At 36.3% G+C, this 18,343-nt stretch carries 12 protein-coding genes; 3 read left to right on the top strand and 9 right to left on the bottom strand.

Translation table 11 applies throughout. The annotated features are described in order from the left end of the window. Positions 1-34: 34 nt before the first annotated feature. From gcvH to G9H60_RS00885, 7 genes are all read right to left on the bottom strand, one after another. Entirely contained in the window at positions 35-415 is a 381-nt protein-coding gene (gene gcvH, locus G9H60_RS00915; protein WP_223142245.1) for a glycine cleavage system protein GcvH, read from the bottom strand. Positions 416-489: 74 nt separating this feature from the next. After that, entirely contained in the window at positions 490-7,563 is a 7,074-nt protein-coding gene (gene sov / locus G9H60_RS00910) for a T9SS outer membrane translocon Sov/SprA (protein ID WP_223142244.1), read from the bottom strand. Positions 7,564-7,640: 77 nt separating this feature from the next. Next, positions 7,641-8,228: a Holliday junction branch migration protein RuvA gene (gene ruvA, locus G9H60_RS00905; protein WP_223142243.1), complete on the bottom strand. Its 588-nt coding sequence runs from the start codon at positions 8,226-8,228 to the stop codon at positions 7,641-7,643. Positions 8,229-8,230: 2 nt separating this feature from the next. After that, positions 8,231-9,661, bottom strand: coding sequence for a lytic transglycosylase domain-containing protein (locus tag G9H60_RS00900; RefSeq protein ID WP_223142242.1), 1,431 nt, complete (start codon positions 9,659-9,661; stop codon positions 8,231-8,233). Between the two features lie 4 nt (positions 9,662-9,665). Next, complete coding sequence (gene gatA, locus G9H60_RS00895; RefSeq protein WP_223142241.1) at positions 9,666-11,081, bottom strand: Asp-tRNA(Asn)/Glu-tRNA(Gln) amidotransferase subunit GatA; 1,416 nt, start codon at positions 11,079-11,081, stop codon at positions 9,666-9,668. Positions 11,082-11,159: 78 nt separating this feature from the next. Beyond that, a complete protein-coding gene (gene tatA, locus G9H60_RS00890) occupies positions 11,160-11,366 on the bottom strand; it encodes a twin-arginine translocase TatA/TatE family subunit (protein WP_109322843.1) in 207 nt (68 codons plus the stop codon). 71 nt (positions 11,367-11,437) lie between these two features. Next, on the bottom strand, positions 11,438-11,857 hold the full coding sequence (locus G9H60_RS00885) for a YkvA family protein (protein WP_223142240.1): 420 nt from the start codon (positions 11,855-11,857) through the stop codon (positions 11,438-11,440). A gap of 156 nt (positions 11,858-12,013) precedes the next feature. Between G9H60_RS00885 and mdh the strand changes: the two genes are divergently transcribed. Continuing rightward, on the top strand, positions 12,014-12,949 hold the full coding sequence (gene mdh / locus G9H60_RS00880) for a malate dehydrogenase (RefSeq protein ID WP_223142239.1): 936 nt from the start codon (positions 12,014-12,016) through the stop codon (positions 12,947-12,949). Positions 12,950-12,997: 48 nt separating this feature from the next. Here mdh and G9H60_RS00875 read toward each other — a convergent pair whose 3' ends face one another. After that, a complete protein-coding gene (locus G9H60_RS00875; protein ID WP_223142238.1) occupies positions 12,998-14,242 on the bottom strand; it encodes an ABC transporter permease in 1,245 nt (414 codons plus the stop codon). Between the two features lie 145 nt (positions 14,243-14,387). Here G9H60_RS00875 and G9H60_RS00870 point away from each other — a divergent pair, with 145 nt between their 5' ends. Together G9H60_RS00870 and G9H60_RS00865 are read left to right on the top strand one after the other, a co-directional pair. Then, positions 14,388-17,348, top strand: coding sequence for an FAD-binding and (Fe-S)-binding domain-containing protein (locus G9H60_RS00870; RefSeq protein WP_223142237.1), 2,961 nt, complete (start codon positions 14,388-14,390; stop codon positions 17,346-17,348). Beyond that, a complete protein-coding gene (locus G9H60_RS00865) occupies positions 17,345-17,641 on the top strand; it encodes a DUF4286 family protein (RefSeq protein WP_223142236.1) in 297 nt (98 codons plus the stop codon). Before G9H60_RS00870 ends, G9H60_RS00865 begins: the two co-directional genes overlap by 4 nt. Here the strand turns inward: G9H60_RS00865 and G9H60_RS00860 are convergent. Next, on the bottom strand, positions 17,636-18,340 hold the full coding sequence (locus G9H60_RS00860; RefSeq protein WP_223142235.1) for a uracil-DNA glycosylase: 705 nt from the start codon (positions 18,338-18,340) through the stop codon (positions 17,636-17,638). The two genes, G9H60_RS00865 and G9H60_RS00860, sit on opposite strands and share 6 nt — an antisense overlap. Positions 18,341-18,343: the final 3 nt, after the last annotated feature.

Genomic DNA, 18,343 nt, shown 5'->3' with positions numbered 1-18,343 from the left:
CTAAAAAAAAACCCTGAAAATCAGGGTTTTAAAATCAATGTGCAACAAATGATTTATAGGTGGCTACATCCATTAATTCGGATAAATCACCCAAATTACTTGGTTTTAATTTCACAATCCAACCTTCACCATAAGGATCGGAATTGATAAGTTCTGGACTATTATTTAAAGCTGTATTAAATTCGATAACCTCTCCTGCTACTGGTAAAAATAAATCAGAAACGGTTTTAACAGCTTCTACTGTTCCGAATACAGCATCTTTTGCGATATTCTTACCTACTGTTTCCACTTCAACAAATACGATATCTCCCAATTCACCTTGTGCAAAATCTGTAATTCCTACGATGGCTACATCTCCTTCTAATCGAATCCACTCGTGTTCTTGGGTATATTTTAATTGTTCTGGAAAATTCATGTCTGTTGTTTAATATGTTATGCAAAGGTCATTAAAGTTATCATTTTTTGCAAATCGAATTTACATCCATTTTGCTATTCTGATAAACTATATCGTATCTGGAATCCTCCTGCCACTGTAGAGCGGTAAAATGAATTAGAAACCAAGGGATTATTCATCATCTTATCAAAATAAGCGGTAACCGATAATTTATTATTGATGGAATAAGTGATCTGAGGCCTGAATTGAAAATTGATAAATCCTTGCGTTACAATCGTTTCAGCATCCAATTTCCTCTGTAGGGTTCTCGTATCCCGTATGGTTAAATTCATGTTAAACCTTAAATCATTTGGTAATCGAACGAATGCTCCATTGATCTTAAATGGAATTAACATATTCGCTCTCGTAAAGCCAATGGACACAGTAAAATCCTTATTAGACAATTCAGCTACTTGAGAATTTGATAAATTCAAACCTACATTTCGATCTTGATTGTATTCCAAACGCAATGAAACTCGACTTTTAGTTATGGCATTAAAACCAATTAATGGAGAGAATCTTTCAGAGAATGAAATGGTACTCATCACATATACTGGAATTAAGGTATTGGTTTTAGGATCAAAGCGAGATGATAATGGATACAATAAACTATTCAAAGTAAGGTTAACGTAATCATTTTCAAACTGCCCATATTCCAGAGATGAAATAAAATTACCCACATTATAGGTACTTGAATACATGTGTGTAATTGTGAAAGAACTGAATTTCTTCTTCAACCAAGGCATCAAATTAATCCCATTATAATCAACTTTCCAATTGGGAAGTGGGATATCATAAAATGGCGAATACTTAACAGATTGAGCAGAAACACCTGAATATGCTGCAAAAAAGGATGGGATTAATACGTCTTGGGAATTGATATTATAACTGCCATCCGCTGCTTTGGCACGATTCAATCGAGCTAATAGAACTTCACGATTACTCTTAAATTCATCAAAAACCAATTGAGGATCTTTAAATGCTGTCAAGAATGATAAGAATGACATGGAATAATTACCTGAGCGCAAGGGATTCTGGCTAACAAATTTTCCTCCTACCGAAGTTGGCCTAAAGAACTCTTGGTAATTATCACCTCGGTTGTAATTTCCTTCAAGCTGAATACGTAAATCTTTATTAGGTTCTAACTGCGTTATGTAGCTAAATTTTGTGTTTCTCAATTGGGTAAAAGGTACATTTTGTACAGTACTTTTGGTTAACCAACCTTCTTGAGCTGCTTTAAATCGAATACCATCATCCTGTCCACCACTGACAAAATCCAAACCTGGAGCAGAGGTATTTCCGTTTAATCCAAACAAACCCGGCTGTTGTAAGAAACCTGGTAAGGTAGTAGATTCGTTAACTGAATAATTCACTTGAATACCCCTCAAGGTTAAAAACAGTCGCGCAAAGGTTTTTAAAACCGATTTACTAGGAATGGCGATTTCCTCCTCATCACCTGGATTTCGAGCCACATTTTTGCCTGTAGCAACAGGGGTATTAGCCCAGCGCAAAGCTCTAATTCGATTGTAAAGGGATACAAAATCTACTTTTCCACTAATAGCTCTTTCTCTTGTGTTTTTAATAATATTACCAAATGGCAAATTCAAAGAATCTCGAATATTAAATGAATTGGCATAATAATTATAACCGATTCGGTGAGTATAATCAGCATTCATCCAATCTGTTAATGGCAGCTTTTGTAGTGGTAATCTCCAAACGATACCCGCTTGCTGATCAAAATTCTTGGCTCGACCCAAAGACTTTATGTTATTCATCACAGAATCTCTCTTAGCTTGAGTATCAATGTCGCCAAAAGGTTCATCTATAATGGCATTAACCATGGTGTTGTAATTCAGAATCACACTTTTAGTCAAATTCCAATTGAGTGCATATTGACGATTAAAAAACCAATATTTCTCAAATTGGGGCGCCACACCCACGATATTTAAATCTTGATTTCTTAATTGGGTTTTGACAAAACTGCGGTCCATTTCTGCCCTAACAGTAAAGGAACTTGGCTTCCAATTAAAGTTAAAATCTTTGATTATATCCAACCAAGCTGAGCTCGTATTCCATTTGTTAAATGGCTCCCAGAAAGCACTATTCGTCGTGAAGGAATACAAAATACTTGCCCGCTGACTATACTGCTGATAGGAATGAATCATGGTACTGGACCTTAACATTTCCGAATAGGCATAGGAAAAAGTGAAATTTGAAAAATCCCACAAATAAGCTCTTTTGGATAAATTACTTTTGACTTTACGCACGTTGGTGAAGTTGAAACCTCTCCTTTCCGTATTATCTTCTACTAATTTGGCATAAGCCGCTCCCTTCGTTTCCAACGCATTTGATAAGAAAATATCAGGATCTAGAGGATCAAATTGGGGTGAAATATTGCGTTTATCATAGGTTATAAAAAATGGAATTCGGAAACCCCAACTTGCAGGTAGAAACTTCTCTAAATTTAGATTAGCTGTAATACCATATTCCACATAATTCTCACGTGAACGATCTGAAATTTTGGATTGAACCCCTCCAAAACCATAATTTTTGAAACTTCCATTCATCATGACAGTTCCTAAATCGGCTAATTTCAAACCTAATTTACCTACTGCAGCTTCTCCTGATGTTTGATCAAAATCAGAGGCTCTTAACTCATTCACCCAAATACAAAAACTTTTAGGTCCATCCGTGCTGATATTACGCATTCCAATCATCATGGTCATACTAGCACTTTGATCTGGGCGGCCCATGACCGTTACTTTATATTGCTTTCCTGAAGAGCTAGTCATGAGAATGGAGAATCGCTCATTCAAGGATTTCCCCTGTTTATCACGTTCCATTTTGGCACGTTTTAACAAATCGAACTCGATATCAAATTCATTTTCCATAGGCCAAATCTCTAAATCCAAACTTTGACCTTTTTGAGTTTGTGTTAAACCTACGGATTGAACTTCATAGTAATTATCTGTCAAATCTGTACCTATACGGATAAAAGCAGCTACTTTACCATTGATTTGTTCTTGACTTTGCATGGAAACAAACATGCGAAGTCGCTTATAATTGATGAAGTCAAAACTGGTGTTTTTAAATACTGCACGAGCATCCCCCGGACGTAAATTGTCCACACATAAACTCATCGATTGCTCATTTAAACGAGCATTATTAATGGTAGTAATATCTTGATCACGAACAAAACCAGGTGGTACTACATAAGGAATGGTGTTACTACCTTTAGAAGCAGGGCCATTTTCCTCTATATTAACTGAAGACACTTTAAATTTGGCATCATAAGCCTCAGGAATATCTACCCCATTTTTCTTATCCAAATCGCCCAAAAACTTACGATAAGAATATCCAGAAAGTTGTAGTTGAGCAAAACGTAATACAACTGGCTCTTGAAATTGGGTCAACAACATTCGGAAAAAACGGATGGATTTGAAACTATTCATCCCTCCCACTGCCGAAGGCTTATCTTTAATTGGAATTCGAAATAAATACCAATCGACTCCATTCTCCGTAACACGATCCACAATATATCCTTTACCCACTTCCAATTGACCTGGTTTCAAATCAACTTCGTATTTGAAGTAAGATTCTACTTCATTCACTGTATTGTCGGTATTTAAGTCTTCTCGATCAGGAACCATACTATTGGCTTCCGTAAAATTGGTATTACTAGGATTAGCAGTTGTTGGAGAATTATTTTCAAGCCCCATAAAGTTCTTATAGCGCTCAATCAAACTTTCTGTTCCGTTAAACTTCTCATTTAAGTAGTAGTCAAAATCATCTCCTGCAGGGTCTTTAACAATGTTGGTAAGTGCAACTGGATCTGTAACCTTGCTACGAATTTGATTTAAATACTCTTTAAAATAGGTTTCTTCTGAAACACTTGTACCTTCTGAAATTTGATTGGACAAGCCATCTAATCCAACGTCTTGCGTGGACCTACCAGCTTGATTATCAAATGCATTGATTACAAACTGTCGTTTGGGAGCTATACCCCATTGAGTAACCTCTACATTTTGGGAAGGCCCAGAAGTAATTTTTTCACCAGCAGGAATACCATTTTCAAAGTTAGAAAAACCATCAGGAATGAAATCTTCAGAAATATCTCCCAAATGAAACACGAGTTTTCCTCCTGTCTCATTATTCTTATTAACAATCCCGTCACGTACCTTTCCTTGTTCTCCTGCCACAAAAGGATTCATCAACCAAAATTCAATTTGCTCTACATTGGCATTATCAAAATCTGTATCTGAGTTGATTGCACGAGTGATAGCTCCAAAATTCCCTTTTGGATCTCCAGCCAAAAGACCTTTAGAAGTCAGATTGGTATTAAAATTATAAATACCTCTTTCCTGTGGAAAATAAGCCACATCCAATATACCTAGGGGCAAATTGGTAATATTGTTAGCGAAGTCTTTATTGGGAAATAATCCTTTGGGGGTAACTACCCTTTCATAGGCATAGGCATTGACTTTATTGGGATCAATACCTGGAATATCTAATCCGAAACCACCTTGACCATATATACTGGCATCCACATTATAGGCTGAAATTTTAGCTCGTTTGTAATTCGAGGATAAATCACGCGGATTACCTTGTATAAATTCTTTAGGTGTAGATGCTGGTTTCCAAAGTGTTGGCTGTGAGGAAAAATTATATACCACACGAGCTGCCTCAAAATCATCGATGAAGGCATTTCCTTGAACACGATCATTAACGTTAGGTATGAGTTTAGCAACTTCACCTTGAAAATCTATTACGGAAGCTTCCTTGGTAGAAACGATAGGTAGTGCATCTAAGGCACGAGTAAGTGCCATGGATTTACGAAATAAACTAGCATCAAACCCTATCAAGGTATTATTTACCGGTTCGTTTCCAATAGCCACCCGACGAAAAAAGGCAGGTGGACTTTCACTCATGTTTTGGAATGTAGCACCTAAATGGAAATCAGAACCTAAATTATAATCCAAACGTGTACCTAATAAGGTACGTACCTGATTAGAAAACAAATCTGGTTTCTCATAACAAATCTTTAGTTCTCTACCAGAAGAAAAAATACTTTCATTAATGATTTTTACCCTTCCAGACATCCCCTCAACAATAAAGTCAGTACCCGATGTAAGTAATTGACCACCAGCAGAAACGGTAACTGATTTAGCTTCCACACCAAAAGGTAACATGATATCGCTACCCATACCCGATTGGAAAGAACCTTTCAAAAAGAATTTATTTTTACCAGCTAATTGTAAAGCATCCGATTGAGTTTTACGATACAACTCATCAAAAACATATTTACTTTCCAAACTTGATTCAGTTGGCCCAAAATTTGATTTTAAATTTCGACCAAATGGCTCTAATACAGGAAAAATGATACGGCCATTTTTAGCATCAACGGTTAATTCTTCCACAAAATCAAAATTACCATCTGGTTGAGGATCTCCAGCAAAATTCAATTTGTCCAAACCCAAGACTTTTACCAAAGGGATATCTTTCAATTTTTCCCCTTCAATCAGGTTGGAGTTATCAATTCCTGTTGCATCATCCTTGTAAACAATTCGTAATTGAAAATTTTGTTTGGCTAAGCCATTGGTATTCAATGAATAGATATTCTTCATCATCAAATCCCACATAGGGTGGTACAAATTATTACGGATGGTTGATGATTTTAACATTTTTAAAACCAATACCTCATCATCTCTCCTGGCTTGATAATCCTCGGTCAACTCACCTACTTTATACTTTCTACCATTCAAGGTATATTCGTAAGCCACTGCAAGTACTTCATCGTTTCTAAGTGGAGAAACCAAGGATAAATAACCTAGGGTCGGATGAAATTTAAATTCCCTTTCATTCAATCGCTTAGCCCCTTTTAACATATCAAAATCTGTTCCCCTCTGTAAATTATAGGCAGATTCTAATCGATAAGAAGCTTGATCTGATTTTCTGATTTCTGTATCATTGACCAACTTATCATACAATCCGTTGTTTTTATTATCTACAGGCTGATTGGGAAGAATGGGACTTAAAGTTGGGTTATTGGCACTGTATGGCGCTGATTCCCCTAAATCAGAAAGTGAAATTAGATTTCGAAGAGTTTCCGTACTCTGCGTTCTATTAGTTACGTACACTTCTACCCGAGTAATGGTAATTCCAGAAGATAACATAGGCACATTTTTCAGTGCTTGTTCGTATTGATTTCTGAAATAGCTAGACAAGAAAAAATGTCGATTTTCATCATATTGGTCAGCTCGTATTTCAAAGGATTTCCCTTGGGCTCCACCTTTTAATGTGATACAATCCTGCTTGGAACGTTGCTGTGCAGCAACTACAGTTACGTCTAAATTACCAAACCTCATTAGGGTCTTTAAACCAAACAAATTCTGTACACCAGGAATCAATTGGGAATTCAAGGTCCAAGAGGTATTACCTAATTCAATATTTTGTAAAATGTCCTCCTCTTGTGTCTTCCAGTTTAATTTAAGCTGATTTTGAAAGTTAAAACTAGCTTTCGTATCAAAATTGGTATTTAAATTAAGTTTCTCACCAATCTTACCTTGAAAGTTAATTTGAGCTTGTTCATTGAAAAATAAATTACCTACATAACGCAACTGAACAGGAATAGCAGGATTGTCCACAAACTGGCCCATGTAACCAATGTCCAATAATAAACTACCATTGGGTTTAAAATAGACCTCATTTCCACCAAAAATACGGTCGATGGCTGGCGGTAATTCTATTTTAGGGAATAAACCTCTTGATTGCAAAGAACTACTTCCATCTAAACTTTTAGAATAGGCATTCCAAAAACTTCGATTAACCTGTCGGTCTTGTTCTCTTGCATATTCCTGAAATGAAAATGGTCTAACAGGTTGAACCGCAATATTCCCTAGTTGCTGGGATTGAATTAATTGATTTTGATCTTGAAAAGATAAGGCCGACTTAGCGCCTCGGATGGAATAAATTGAAAAAGGGGATTTTGATTGGATTGGAAAAAGGCTGTAGGGATTGTTGGACTTTAAATTGAACCTAGGTCTTTTTCCACTTTTTTCTAAAGTGGTGTCTTCCTCAATAAATGCATTCTTATAGGCAGGAGCCCCTTCCACTACTCCATTAAGTAGCAAAAAAGCTAATGTTGTAATCAGAACACGAGATGCAAAATGTTTATGCACAATTATTCGGGAAACAATTTTAAACCAATTTAACGAAGAGCCAACTTAATTAATTGCTCAATAGAAGCATCTGGATTGCTTTTAATTAAACTATCTAGACTTTTCTCAGCAACTCCCCTAGCAATACCTAAGGTAACAAGTGCGGCTAAGGCCTCTTGCTTAACCCCATAGGAGTGATCATGAGAAGCTAAACCAGCCTCAACAAACAAGGCATCTTTTTTGCATTTGTCTTTTAATTCTAAAATAACTCGTTGCGCTGTTTTAGAACCAATACCTTTAATCGATTGAATCAAACCTATGTTTTCATTCATGATTGCAGCCCGAATTTCTCCAGAAGAAAAAGAGGATAACATCACCAATGCTGTACTTAAACCTATACCAGAAACACTGATTAAATCTAAAAACAATAGCTTTTCATCCATACTATGAAAACCTACTAAAGTATGGGAATCTTCCTTTATTTGTAAATGAGTAAAAAGCTTAATGGATTCATGCCCATTTGCCAAACTATCATAGGTTTGAAGTGAAATCTTAACTTCATATCCTACTCCATTCACGTCAATGATGACGTGCGTACGATCTTTATGAGCTAATTTACCTTGCAAATATGCAATCATCTTTAGGATATTCTAAGTCGCATTCCTGGACGTAATACCGCAGAACGCAATCGATTTAATTTTTTAATTTTAGCCACAGTCAAACCGTCATGCTTTTCAGCTATGTCGGATAAAGTATCTCCAGATCGAACTAAATAAAATTTTACTTTCTTCTTTTTCGATACTAATTGTTTACTCGTCATTTTAACTGAACCAGTATCAGTTAATTGAGCTACAGATTTTACAGGAAACCATTGCTTTTCCAAAACAAACAAATTTTGTCCTTTTTTCAATCTATTTCTCCGTAAACGGTTAATCCTTTTCAGTTCAAAAACAGAAATTTCAAATTTACGAGCTACCTCATAAATGGTTTCACCCTTTTTAACTTTGTAACGTACTTTGACCATGCGCATTTTCATGCTGGCACTTGTATCGGTCGCCATTAATGGCTGAAGAGCAATCGAAGCTAAACCAGCAGAATCCATGATTTGCTTACGATTTAACTGAAAAAAGTCCGCTCTATTTTTAGGTATTTTTAAAACAAAGGATTTAGAATCTTTAGGCAAATAATGTGTTAAAACATGTGGATTTAACTTCTTTAACGTATCCATGGATATTTTGGCCAAAGAAGCAAAAACACTTAAGTTTAAATATCCATTAATTTGTAGAGTATCCGAAGGAACATGGCTAGCCCAAGTTTCAGGATGAATAGCATGATCCCAGTGATAATTCATCATGTAGGCCATAGCAATAAACTGAGGAACATATGCCCGCGTTTGTTTTGGCAAACATGGATAAATCCCCCAAAAATCATCTGAACCTTTGCAATTCCGAATGGCTCTTTTCACATTTCCCGGCCCGGTATTATACGCAGCTAAAGCCAAATGCCAATCTCCAAAAATGCGGTACAATTGTCTTAAATACTTACTTGCCGCTTCAGAAGCTCGTTCAGGATCGAAACGCTCATCAATAAATGAGTCAACTCGTAAACCAAAATCTCCTCGAGCTGTATAGGGCATAAATTGCCATAAACCACCAGCTCCTTTATTGGACAAAGCCTTAGGATCCAAGCCAGATTCAATCAAGGATAAATATTTAAGCTCATCAGGAAGATTGTATTGCTTAAGGTATTTCTCATAAATTGGAAAATACAAATCACGTTTTTCCAACATACGTTGGGTAAAGTCCGACTTCCTAAAAGCAAAGTATTCTACAAACTGATGAACATAAAAATTATAAGGCAGCGGAATTTGGTTCTTCATTTGTTTCAAACGTCCTTCTATCAAAGCAGGATCAATCATCCAAGCTGTCGGAGAACCTTGCTCATATTGAGCTAAAGAATCAATGACCCTTTCGTCAAGAATGGGTTTGAAAGAATTCCATACTTGCGCCTTCCCTATTGAACTAACAATAAGTAATAAAAAAAATACAATATGTAAGCTTTTCTTATTCAAGGTCTTAAACTAATTCCGTGGCTAATTCTAGCATGGCTTCTTCTTGAAAAACATCGGCCATAATTTGAAATCCCATCGGTAAAGATTGGCTATCTTCACCCATAGGAATGGAAATAGCAGGCAAGCCTGCCACATTGGCCTGTACTGTAAACAAATCTCCCAAATACATTTGCAATGGGTCCATTGTTTTCTCTCCCAAACGGTAGGCCGTAGAAGATGTTGTAGGAGAAACTAAAAAATCATGATCTTGAAGTAATCCTTGCGTAAAATCTTTAATCAAGCGACGAACCTTTTGAGCCTTCGTGTAATAAGCATCATAATAATCAGCACTTAAAACAAAGGTCCCAAGCATAATTCTTCGTTTGACTTCTTCACCAAATGCTTCATCACGTGTCTTTTTATACATATCCACTAAATCCTTGCTAGCCACTTTGGTTCGGTGACCAAATTTGACTCCATCAAAACGAGATAAATTAGAGCTAGCTTCCGCAGTGGTCAATACATAATACGTGGGTAATAAAGCATCTACATAAGGGAAATCAACAGCATTCACTTGATAGCCTTTGCTTTTCAATAGCTCCAACTTCTCAAAAAAGGCTTTTTTAATATCCGCTTGTAAACTAGGATGCTCTGCCATTTCTTTGATGTAGGCAATTCTCTTTCCTTGAATGGGCTTTTTTGCCAAAAACTCATTTGAAGAAACTACCGTACTATCTTGTCCATCCGCTCCAGAAATATGGCTTAAAACCAAAGCTAAATCTTCTAGATGACGCGCCATAGGCCCAATCGAATCAAAGGAAGAAGCATAGGCAATTAATCCCCAACGTGAAACACGACCGTAAGTGGGTTTTAAACCACTAACCCCACAAAATGCTGCAGGCATTCGAATTGAACCACCTGTATCGGTTCCCAAAGATACATGACACATATTGGCCTGAACAGCTACAGCAGAACCACCAGAACTTCCTCCAGCAACATGAGCGGTATTTTTAAAATTCAAAGCAGGTCCAAATGCTGAATTTTCATTGGTAGAACCCATTCCAAATTCATCACAATTTTGCCTACCGATGACAATGGCATCCTGATCTATCAATCGCTGAATAGCGGTGGCAGAAAAAGTTGATTTAAATGATTGCAATATTTTACTACCTGCATAGGAATGATGATCTTCATAACAAAGTAAATCTTTGATACCGATAACCAAACCAGCCAATTCACCGGCCGTTCCAGATTTAATTTTTTGATCAACAAGAGCTGCTTTGTCTAAAGCTTCGGTGTCATATACTTCTAAAAATGCATGTAGAGTCGCATTATGTGCCTCAATTTGAGACAGATAATACTTAACTATGTCCACACAGGTCAGCTGACCTTGGTCCAACAATTTTCTTAAATCACTGTATTTTAACTGGGATATATTCATCCAAATGGGGTATTCAATAAAACACAAAAGCATAGTTGGACAAGTCCAACTATGCAGATTAATAAGTCAAACAAAGAATTACTTCTTAGTTTCGTCTAGTTCTTTATTGATTTGATCTTTCACTTCATTTTTAGCATCCTGAAATTCACGGATACCTTTACCTAGTCCACGCATTAACTCAGGTAACTTCTTTCCACCAAAGAACAATAGTATGGCTAAACCGATTAATAAAAGTTCTCCACCACCTAAACCGTTCAAAAACAACAATATACTTGCTATGCTCATCATTTTCTGTATTTAAAAATTTTGTAAATATATTCAATACTAATTAAAAATCCTTCTTTAAAGGCCAAAGATTACATTTGTTTTTCAAATTCATCCAGTTCTTGTTTGATCGATTTACCTACCCATAATACCAATGCCAAATCATCTGTAAATCCGACAATTGGCAATAAGTCAGGTATAAAATCAAAAGGTGAAATAAAGTAAATTAAAACTGCAGCAATTTTTGCTAGAGTTATCGCAGGAAGTTTACGATAAGATCCTTGTACATACGCTTTAATCATCTGACTAAACAATACAATGTAATGATTTAATAAACGAACCACAGAAATATTACTTTGTGAGGCTGTTTCATTCACTTTTTGTAAAGCTCTTTTCACCAAGTTTAATAAACCATATTTATTGTTTGCCATTAAGTCCTCCCCTTTGTCCAAAGCTTCTTTGAAAAATTGGGAACTTAAAATACGATCAATAAAAGTGATTTTTCTAGTCATAAACATTGAATTATCCATAAATATACAAATTGAATACCAAAATCTAGCAGGCATTGTCCTTATTTATATAATCCCAATAGTTTTACAAATATTTAATGGTTTTATCGTAATTTAGGGGAGTTTTTTGCTCATAAGAATCATTAAAATCACACAACAATGAAAATTACCGTAGTTGGAGCTGGTGCTGTAGGTGCTACATGTGCTGACAACATCGCTAGAAAAGAATTAGCTGATGAATTAGTTTTATTGGACATCAAAGAAGGTATTGCAGAAGGCAAAACCTTGGATATGTTCCAAACCGCCTCTTTATTAGGTTTTGACACCAAATTAGTAGGTTCTACCAATGATTATGCTAAAACAGCTAATTCAGATGTCGTTGTAATTACTTCAGGTTTACCAAGAAAACCAGGTATGACTCGTGAAGAATTAATCGGGGTTAATGCTGGTATTGTTAAAAGTGTTGTCGAGAATATTTTGAAATTTTCTAAAAACCCAATCATTGTGATTATTTCTAATCCAATGGATACCATGACTTATTTAGCTAAGTCGGTAGCAGGTTTAGACAAACACCGTATTATTGGAATGGGCGGTACTTTAGATTCAGCTCGTTTCAAATGTTATTTAGCCAAGGCTATGGATGTTTCAATCAATGATATCCATGGAACTGTAATTGGTGGCCATGGAGATACAACTATGATTCCATTAAAGCGTTTAGCGACTTACAATGGTGTTCCAGTTAGTCAATTCCTTTCTGCTGAAACTTTGGATAAGGTAGCTGCCGATACCATGGTGGGTGGAGCTACATTGACTGGTTTATTAGGAACTTCTGCTTGGTATGCACCTGGTGCTGCAGGAGCTGCTTTGGTTGAAGCCATTGTTCGTGATGAGAAAAAAATCATGGCATGCTGCGTATCTCTTGACGGAGAATATGGTCAATCAGACATCTGCTTAGGTGTTCCAGTTGTATTAGGTAAAAACGGATGGGAGAAAATAGTTGATTATCAATTAACAGAAGATGAGCAAGCTGCTTTCAATAAATCAGCTGATGCTGTTCGTAATATGAACTCAGTTTTAAGTACCTTGAGTTTATAATTCCCAATTTTTATACATTTAAAAAGGCCATCATATGATGGCCTTTTTCTATTTAGAGCGGATTGCAATTACAGGGTCCATTTTGGCGGCTACCCAAGCCGGAATAATACCTGATAAAATTCCAATAAAGCTAGAAATCATTAAACCGCTTAGTATGTTTTTAAAACTTAAACTCAAGGGCAATGCTTCTTGTGGAATAAGTGTTATTAAGACGACCAGTCCAATACCCACAATCCCACCAATAAGACTTAAAAATACCGCTTCAAATAAAAATTGAAACATAATGAAATAGTTTTTAGCCCCCAATGATTTTTGTATTCCAATAATATTCGTCCTTTCCTTCACCGATACAAACATGATATTGGCAATACCAAAGCCCCCAACTAATAAAGAGAATCCAGCTATCAATGCCCCCGCTACGTTCAGAACTGAAAAAATACCATCAAAAAATTGATTCAATCCATCCATTCGGTTGATGGAAAAAGAATCCTCTTGTTTAGGTTTAATGGAGCGTAAACTACGCATCATACCCGAAATATCCCCTTCTAAGTTTTGCTGATTGACATCATCCTCAAATGCTTTGACAGAAATGTCTGGTTGAGGCCTATCTTTTTGAAATATCGTCGCATAAGTAATATATGGGATAATCACTTTCTCATCCGGTGTCCCTCCAAAACCCAACATATCATTACCTTTCTTTTCAATTATTCCAATAACTGAAAACTTGATACCATTCAATTTGATTATTTGGCCTATCATGGACTCCCCATTGGATAAATTTTCTGCTACTTTGGAACCTATAATAGCTACATTTAAACCATTATCCGATTCAATCGGCAAAAAATACCTTCCTTCACTTATTGGACAACTTGTTACTTGATTATAATCATAACTTGCGCCAGTAATATTGATATCCATACTGCTGCTCCCACGGTTCACAGAGGCCGTTCTACCGCCATCTATAATAGCCACTGCTTGGGCCGACTTAAGATTTTCTTTTAAATATTTAAACTCAGAATATTTCATCTCAGGTCGATTCAAATATTTCCACCAAGGATAATTGTTTTGCATCAACCAAGGCCATTTGCCAACATACAATACCCCTGAACCTGCAAATGAATCAATTTCGGAACGAATTTTACCATTTAATGAATCGACAGCCGTAAATACAGCTACAATGGCAAAAATACCGACACTGACTCCTAACAAAGACAAGGTGGTACGCATGATATTAGATCGAAGTGCCTGGTAGGCGAAAACTAAACTTTCAAATACTTGTCTTAGAAATTTCATAGCTATCAATTTGCGCAATAATCTTAAAGTTACTAAGCTAATTCGATTAATATTCTCCTAATTGTATGAATAGATGGTATAAACTTTGAATGGCAATATGATGGTAAGACTGGATTTTTGTAATTTTGAATCATAATTCATACCCATGGCTTGGAGTCAACGAGAATATCACCTATTATCTGCTCATTTTGAGGGTAAATTGTATTTTGATACTTCACAGTCTTCCCAAATTGCTAGAAAAATTTATGCCACCGATGCATCGGTTTATCAAGTACAGCCCAAAGCTGTTGCCATACCTGCTTCACATAAAGACATTAAACGCTTAATTCAATTTGCTAAAAATAATAAGTTAGGTATTATTCCTCGTGGAGCTGGAACATCCTTAGCGGGTCAAGTAGTAGGAGAAGGCATTGTCATGGAAGTTTCTTCGTCCATGAGTAAAATCATTTCTCTTAATAAAAAAGAAAAGACCGTCTGGGTTGAACCAGGCATTGTTCGAGATGATTTAAATACATCCATCAAAAAAACAGGCTTATTCTTTGGTCCTGAAACTTCTACGGCAAATCGTGCCCTTTTAGGGGGAATGGTAGGCAATAATTCCTGTGGTTTACATTCCATTGTTTGGGGAAATGTTCGAGACCACTTACTAGAAACAAAAGCGATTTTAGCCGATGGTACCGATATTTATACGCATCCTCTAAGCAATGAGGAATTTTATAAAAAAACGACTCTTCAAAATTTAGAGGGAAACATTTACCGAGAATTGCATAGAATTTTGAATAATCCTGCTTTGCAAGAACTTATTAGAACAAAATTCCCTAAACCAAGTGTCAAGCGCAGAAATACAGGTTATGCTTTAGATGCTTTGGTTGACATGCAACCATTCAATCCAACAGGTAAACCTTTCAATTTATCTGCACTCATTGCTGGATCAGAAGGAACATTGGCTGTGGTCCATTCTCTCCGTCTTCAATTATTGGACCTCCCATCAACTGATGTTTGTTTAGTTTGCGTGCATTGTCATTCGATTCAAGAATCCCTGCAAGCCAATTTAGTCGCTTTATCTTGCCAGCCGACTGCTTCCGAATTAGTAGATGATTTCATTCTATCTTTTACCGAAGGCCACCCACAATTTCAAAAAGATCGAGATTTTATTGAGGGAAAACCTGAGGCTATTTTAATGGTCGAATTTCGTGGAGATGAAGCTTCCAGTAGTGAAAATAAAGCCAATCGATTTATAGAAAAATTAAACGCCGAAAATATTGGATATGCTTGTCCTACCCTAGTTGGAGAAGAAATTTCCAAAGGATGGGATATTAGAAAAGCTGGTTTAGGTTTAATTCGTAATATTCTAGGGGATAAACAAGCTGTCAATCTAATTGAAGATTGTGCTGTAGATCCTAAAGACTTGCCTAATTATGTCGCAGATATTCAAGAGCTTCTTCAAAAACATCAGGTAGAAGCAGCATATTATGCACATGCTGGTGCTGGGGAATTACACATTGAACCATTTCTTGATTTAAAGTCGGCCGAAGGGAAAAAGCTTTTTCGCCTACTATTACAAGAAACAGTTCAAATTCTTAAAAAATACCAAGGATCATTAAGCGGTGAACATGGGGATGGAAGGCTACGTGGGGAGTTTATTCCAGAAATCATGGGGACAGAAATTTATGCTTTATTTCAAGAAATAAAGCACATTTTTGACCCTTACAATACCTTAAATCCTGGAAAAATAGTTCATACCCCTCCCATGGATGAGGCGTTTAGAATTCAAGCCAAAATTCCTCAAAAAAAGCAATACTTCTTCCATTATGGAGCTCTACATGATCCATTAACCTTAGCAGAAAAATGTTCAGGTTCCGGCGATTGTAAAAAAACGGCTTTGACAGGTGGAACCATGTGTCCGAGTTTCATGGCTACCCAACAAGAAAAGGATAGCACTAGGGCCAGAGCAAATATGTTGAGGCAAATTCTAAGCTCAGAAGTTGAAAAACCTTTTTCTGATCCACAATTGAAAGACATTTTGGATTTGTGCCTTTCTTGCAAAGGATGTCAGACCGAATGTCCATCTGGGGTAGATATGAGCAAATTAAAAGCCGAAACACTTCAACAGAGTTATATAGACCAAGGTACACCTTGGCGGACCCAATTGATTGGCCATTTTCCACGTATTCAAAACTGGGTCAGAAAAATATCCCCTCTTTATAATTTTGCAATTGAATTTCCATTGAGTAGCATCATGATCAAAAGTTTCATGGGCTTTTCGTGGGAAAGAAGTATTCCTAAAGTCTCGTTCACAAGCCTGGAGGAATGGTTCAATTCTTACAAAAAGAAAATTAACCAAAAGGAAATGCCTTTGGGTATGCTTTACTTTTTTGCAGATGAATTTACCAATTACAATGATGTAGAAATTGGCAAAAAAGCCATTCTCCTATTAAATGAACTTGGTTATGGAGTATCAATACCCAGTGGAATCATCAGCGGAAGAAGTTATTTGTCAAAAGGCATGCTTATAGAAGCTAAAAGACTGGCCAATCACAATGTTGAAATTCTAAAAGAAATCATTACTTCTAAAACACCATTTATTGGATTGGAACCTAGTGCTATTTTGAGTTTCCGTGACGAGATTCCTGACTTAGTAAATCCTGAACTTAGACAAGATGCACTTCAATTAAAAGCTAATTGTTTGTTAATAGATGAATTTTTAGCTCAGGAAATCAAGGCAAAAAGAATCAGTAAATCATCTTTTGGAACGAAAAGTCGAAAAATAATATTACACGGACATTGCCATCAAAAATCCATTGCTGGTTTAAGTTCTACTAGACAAGTTTTAGCTTTCCCAGACGGTCACGAAGTGGAATTGATTCCTTCAGGCTGTTGCGGAATGGCAGGCTCTTTTGGCTACGAAAAAAAGCACATTAAGATTTCTAAACAAATAGCCAACCTAGTTCTTTTCCCGACAATTCTGGCAAAACCAAGTTCTACAATCGTAGCAAGTAATGGTACATCATGTAGGCATCAAATCAAAGACGGAATCGATAAAAACGCTTACCACACAGTTGAAATCCTTTATCAATCCTTGTCTAATCCACAGATAAAAATATGATTCAATACAATTTGTCGCTCTTTTTTGAGAATAAAGCGGAAGAAAAAGCCATAATTGCCTTACAAAAAGTTATCGTCCCTGAAATTGAAAAGCAAACCTTCATTTCTCGAGTATACTTATTTGAAATCACCTCACATCAGGAACCAGATTCTAAAGGTTTTAGCTTACAGTGTTGGGTAGAACCCGAATTTGAAAAACAACTGGCCATCATTGAGGCTATAGTTTCAGGTTTCCTATTGGAAGAATTCCCAAATCAACATGTTTATTTTCCTAGTCAACTTAAAAAGTTATAACCAGTTGATTGCTTTCTTTTGATGTGCTTCTAGGTAATCATTGGTTTTTGAAAACACTTTATTCCCAAACCATCCTCCCCTATTGGCCGACAAAGGAGATGGATGCGAAGAGCACAAAAGAAGGTGCTTTTGAGGATCGACATTTTTAGCCAATTTCTGAGCATAACTTCCCCACAATAAAAATACCACATGCTCCTTTTCTTGACTAATTTTTTCAATAGCTAAGGAAGTTAATTTTTGCCAACCCAAATCTGCATGTGAACCAGGTTTAGAATCTGAAACTGTTAAGATGGAATTCAGCATCAATACTCCTTGTTTAGCCCACTGACTTAAATCTCCGTCTTGATTCGTCAAAAACACATCAAAATCCATTTGCAATTCTTTTTTAATATTTCGCAAAGATGGAGGTAGTGCTATACCTGATGGAACTGAAAAACATAGTCCATGAGCTTGTCCTTTTCCATGATAAGGATCTTGACCTATGATAACTACTTGAACGTCAGCAAATGAGCATAAATTGAATGCTTGAAAAATGGCTTCCTGAGATGGATATACCTCCTCATTTTGCTTGATATTAGACAAATTATCCTGTATAAAATGAAAATATGACTCTCCCAATTCAGAAAGGAAAATATTTTTCCAATCATTCGTTAGTAAATCAGGTAATTTTCGAACTATTTTACTCTTGAATTGATCCATACT

This window comes from Aquirufa aurantiipilula (genome assembly GCF_019923745.1).
Lineage (GTDB): Bacteria > Bacteroidota > Bacteroidia > Cytophagales > Spirosomataceae > Aquirufa > Aquirufa aurantiipilula.
The sequence above is the reverse complement of the archived record's forward strand: the minus strand, read 5'-3'. Positions and strand labels throughout refer to the sequence as shown.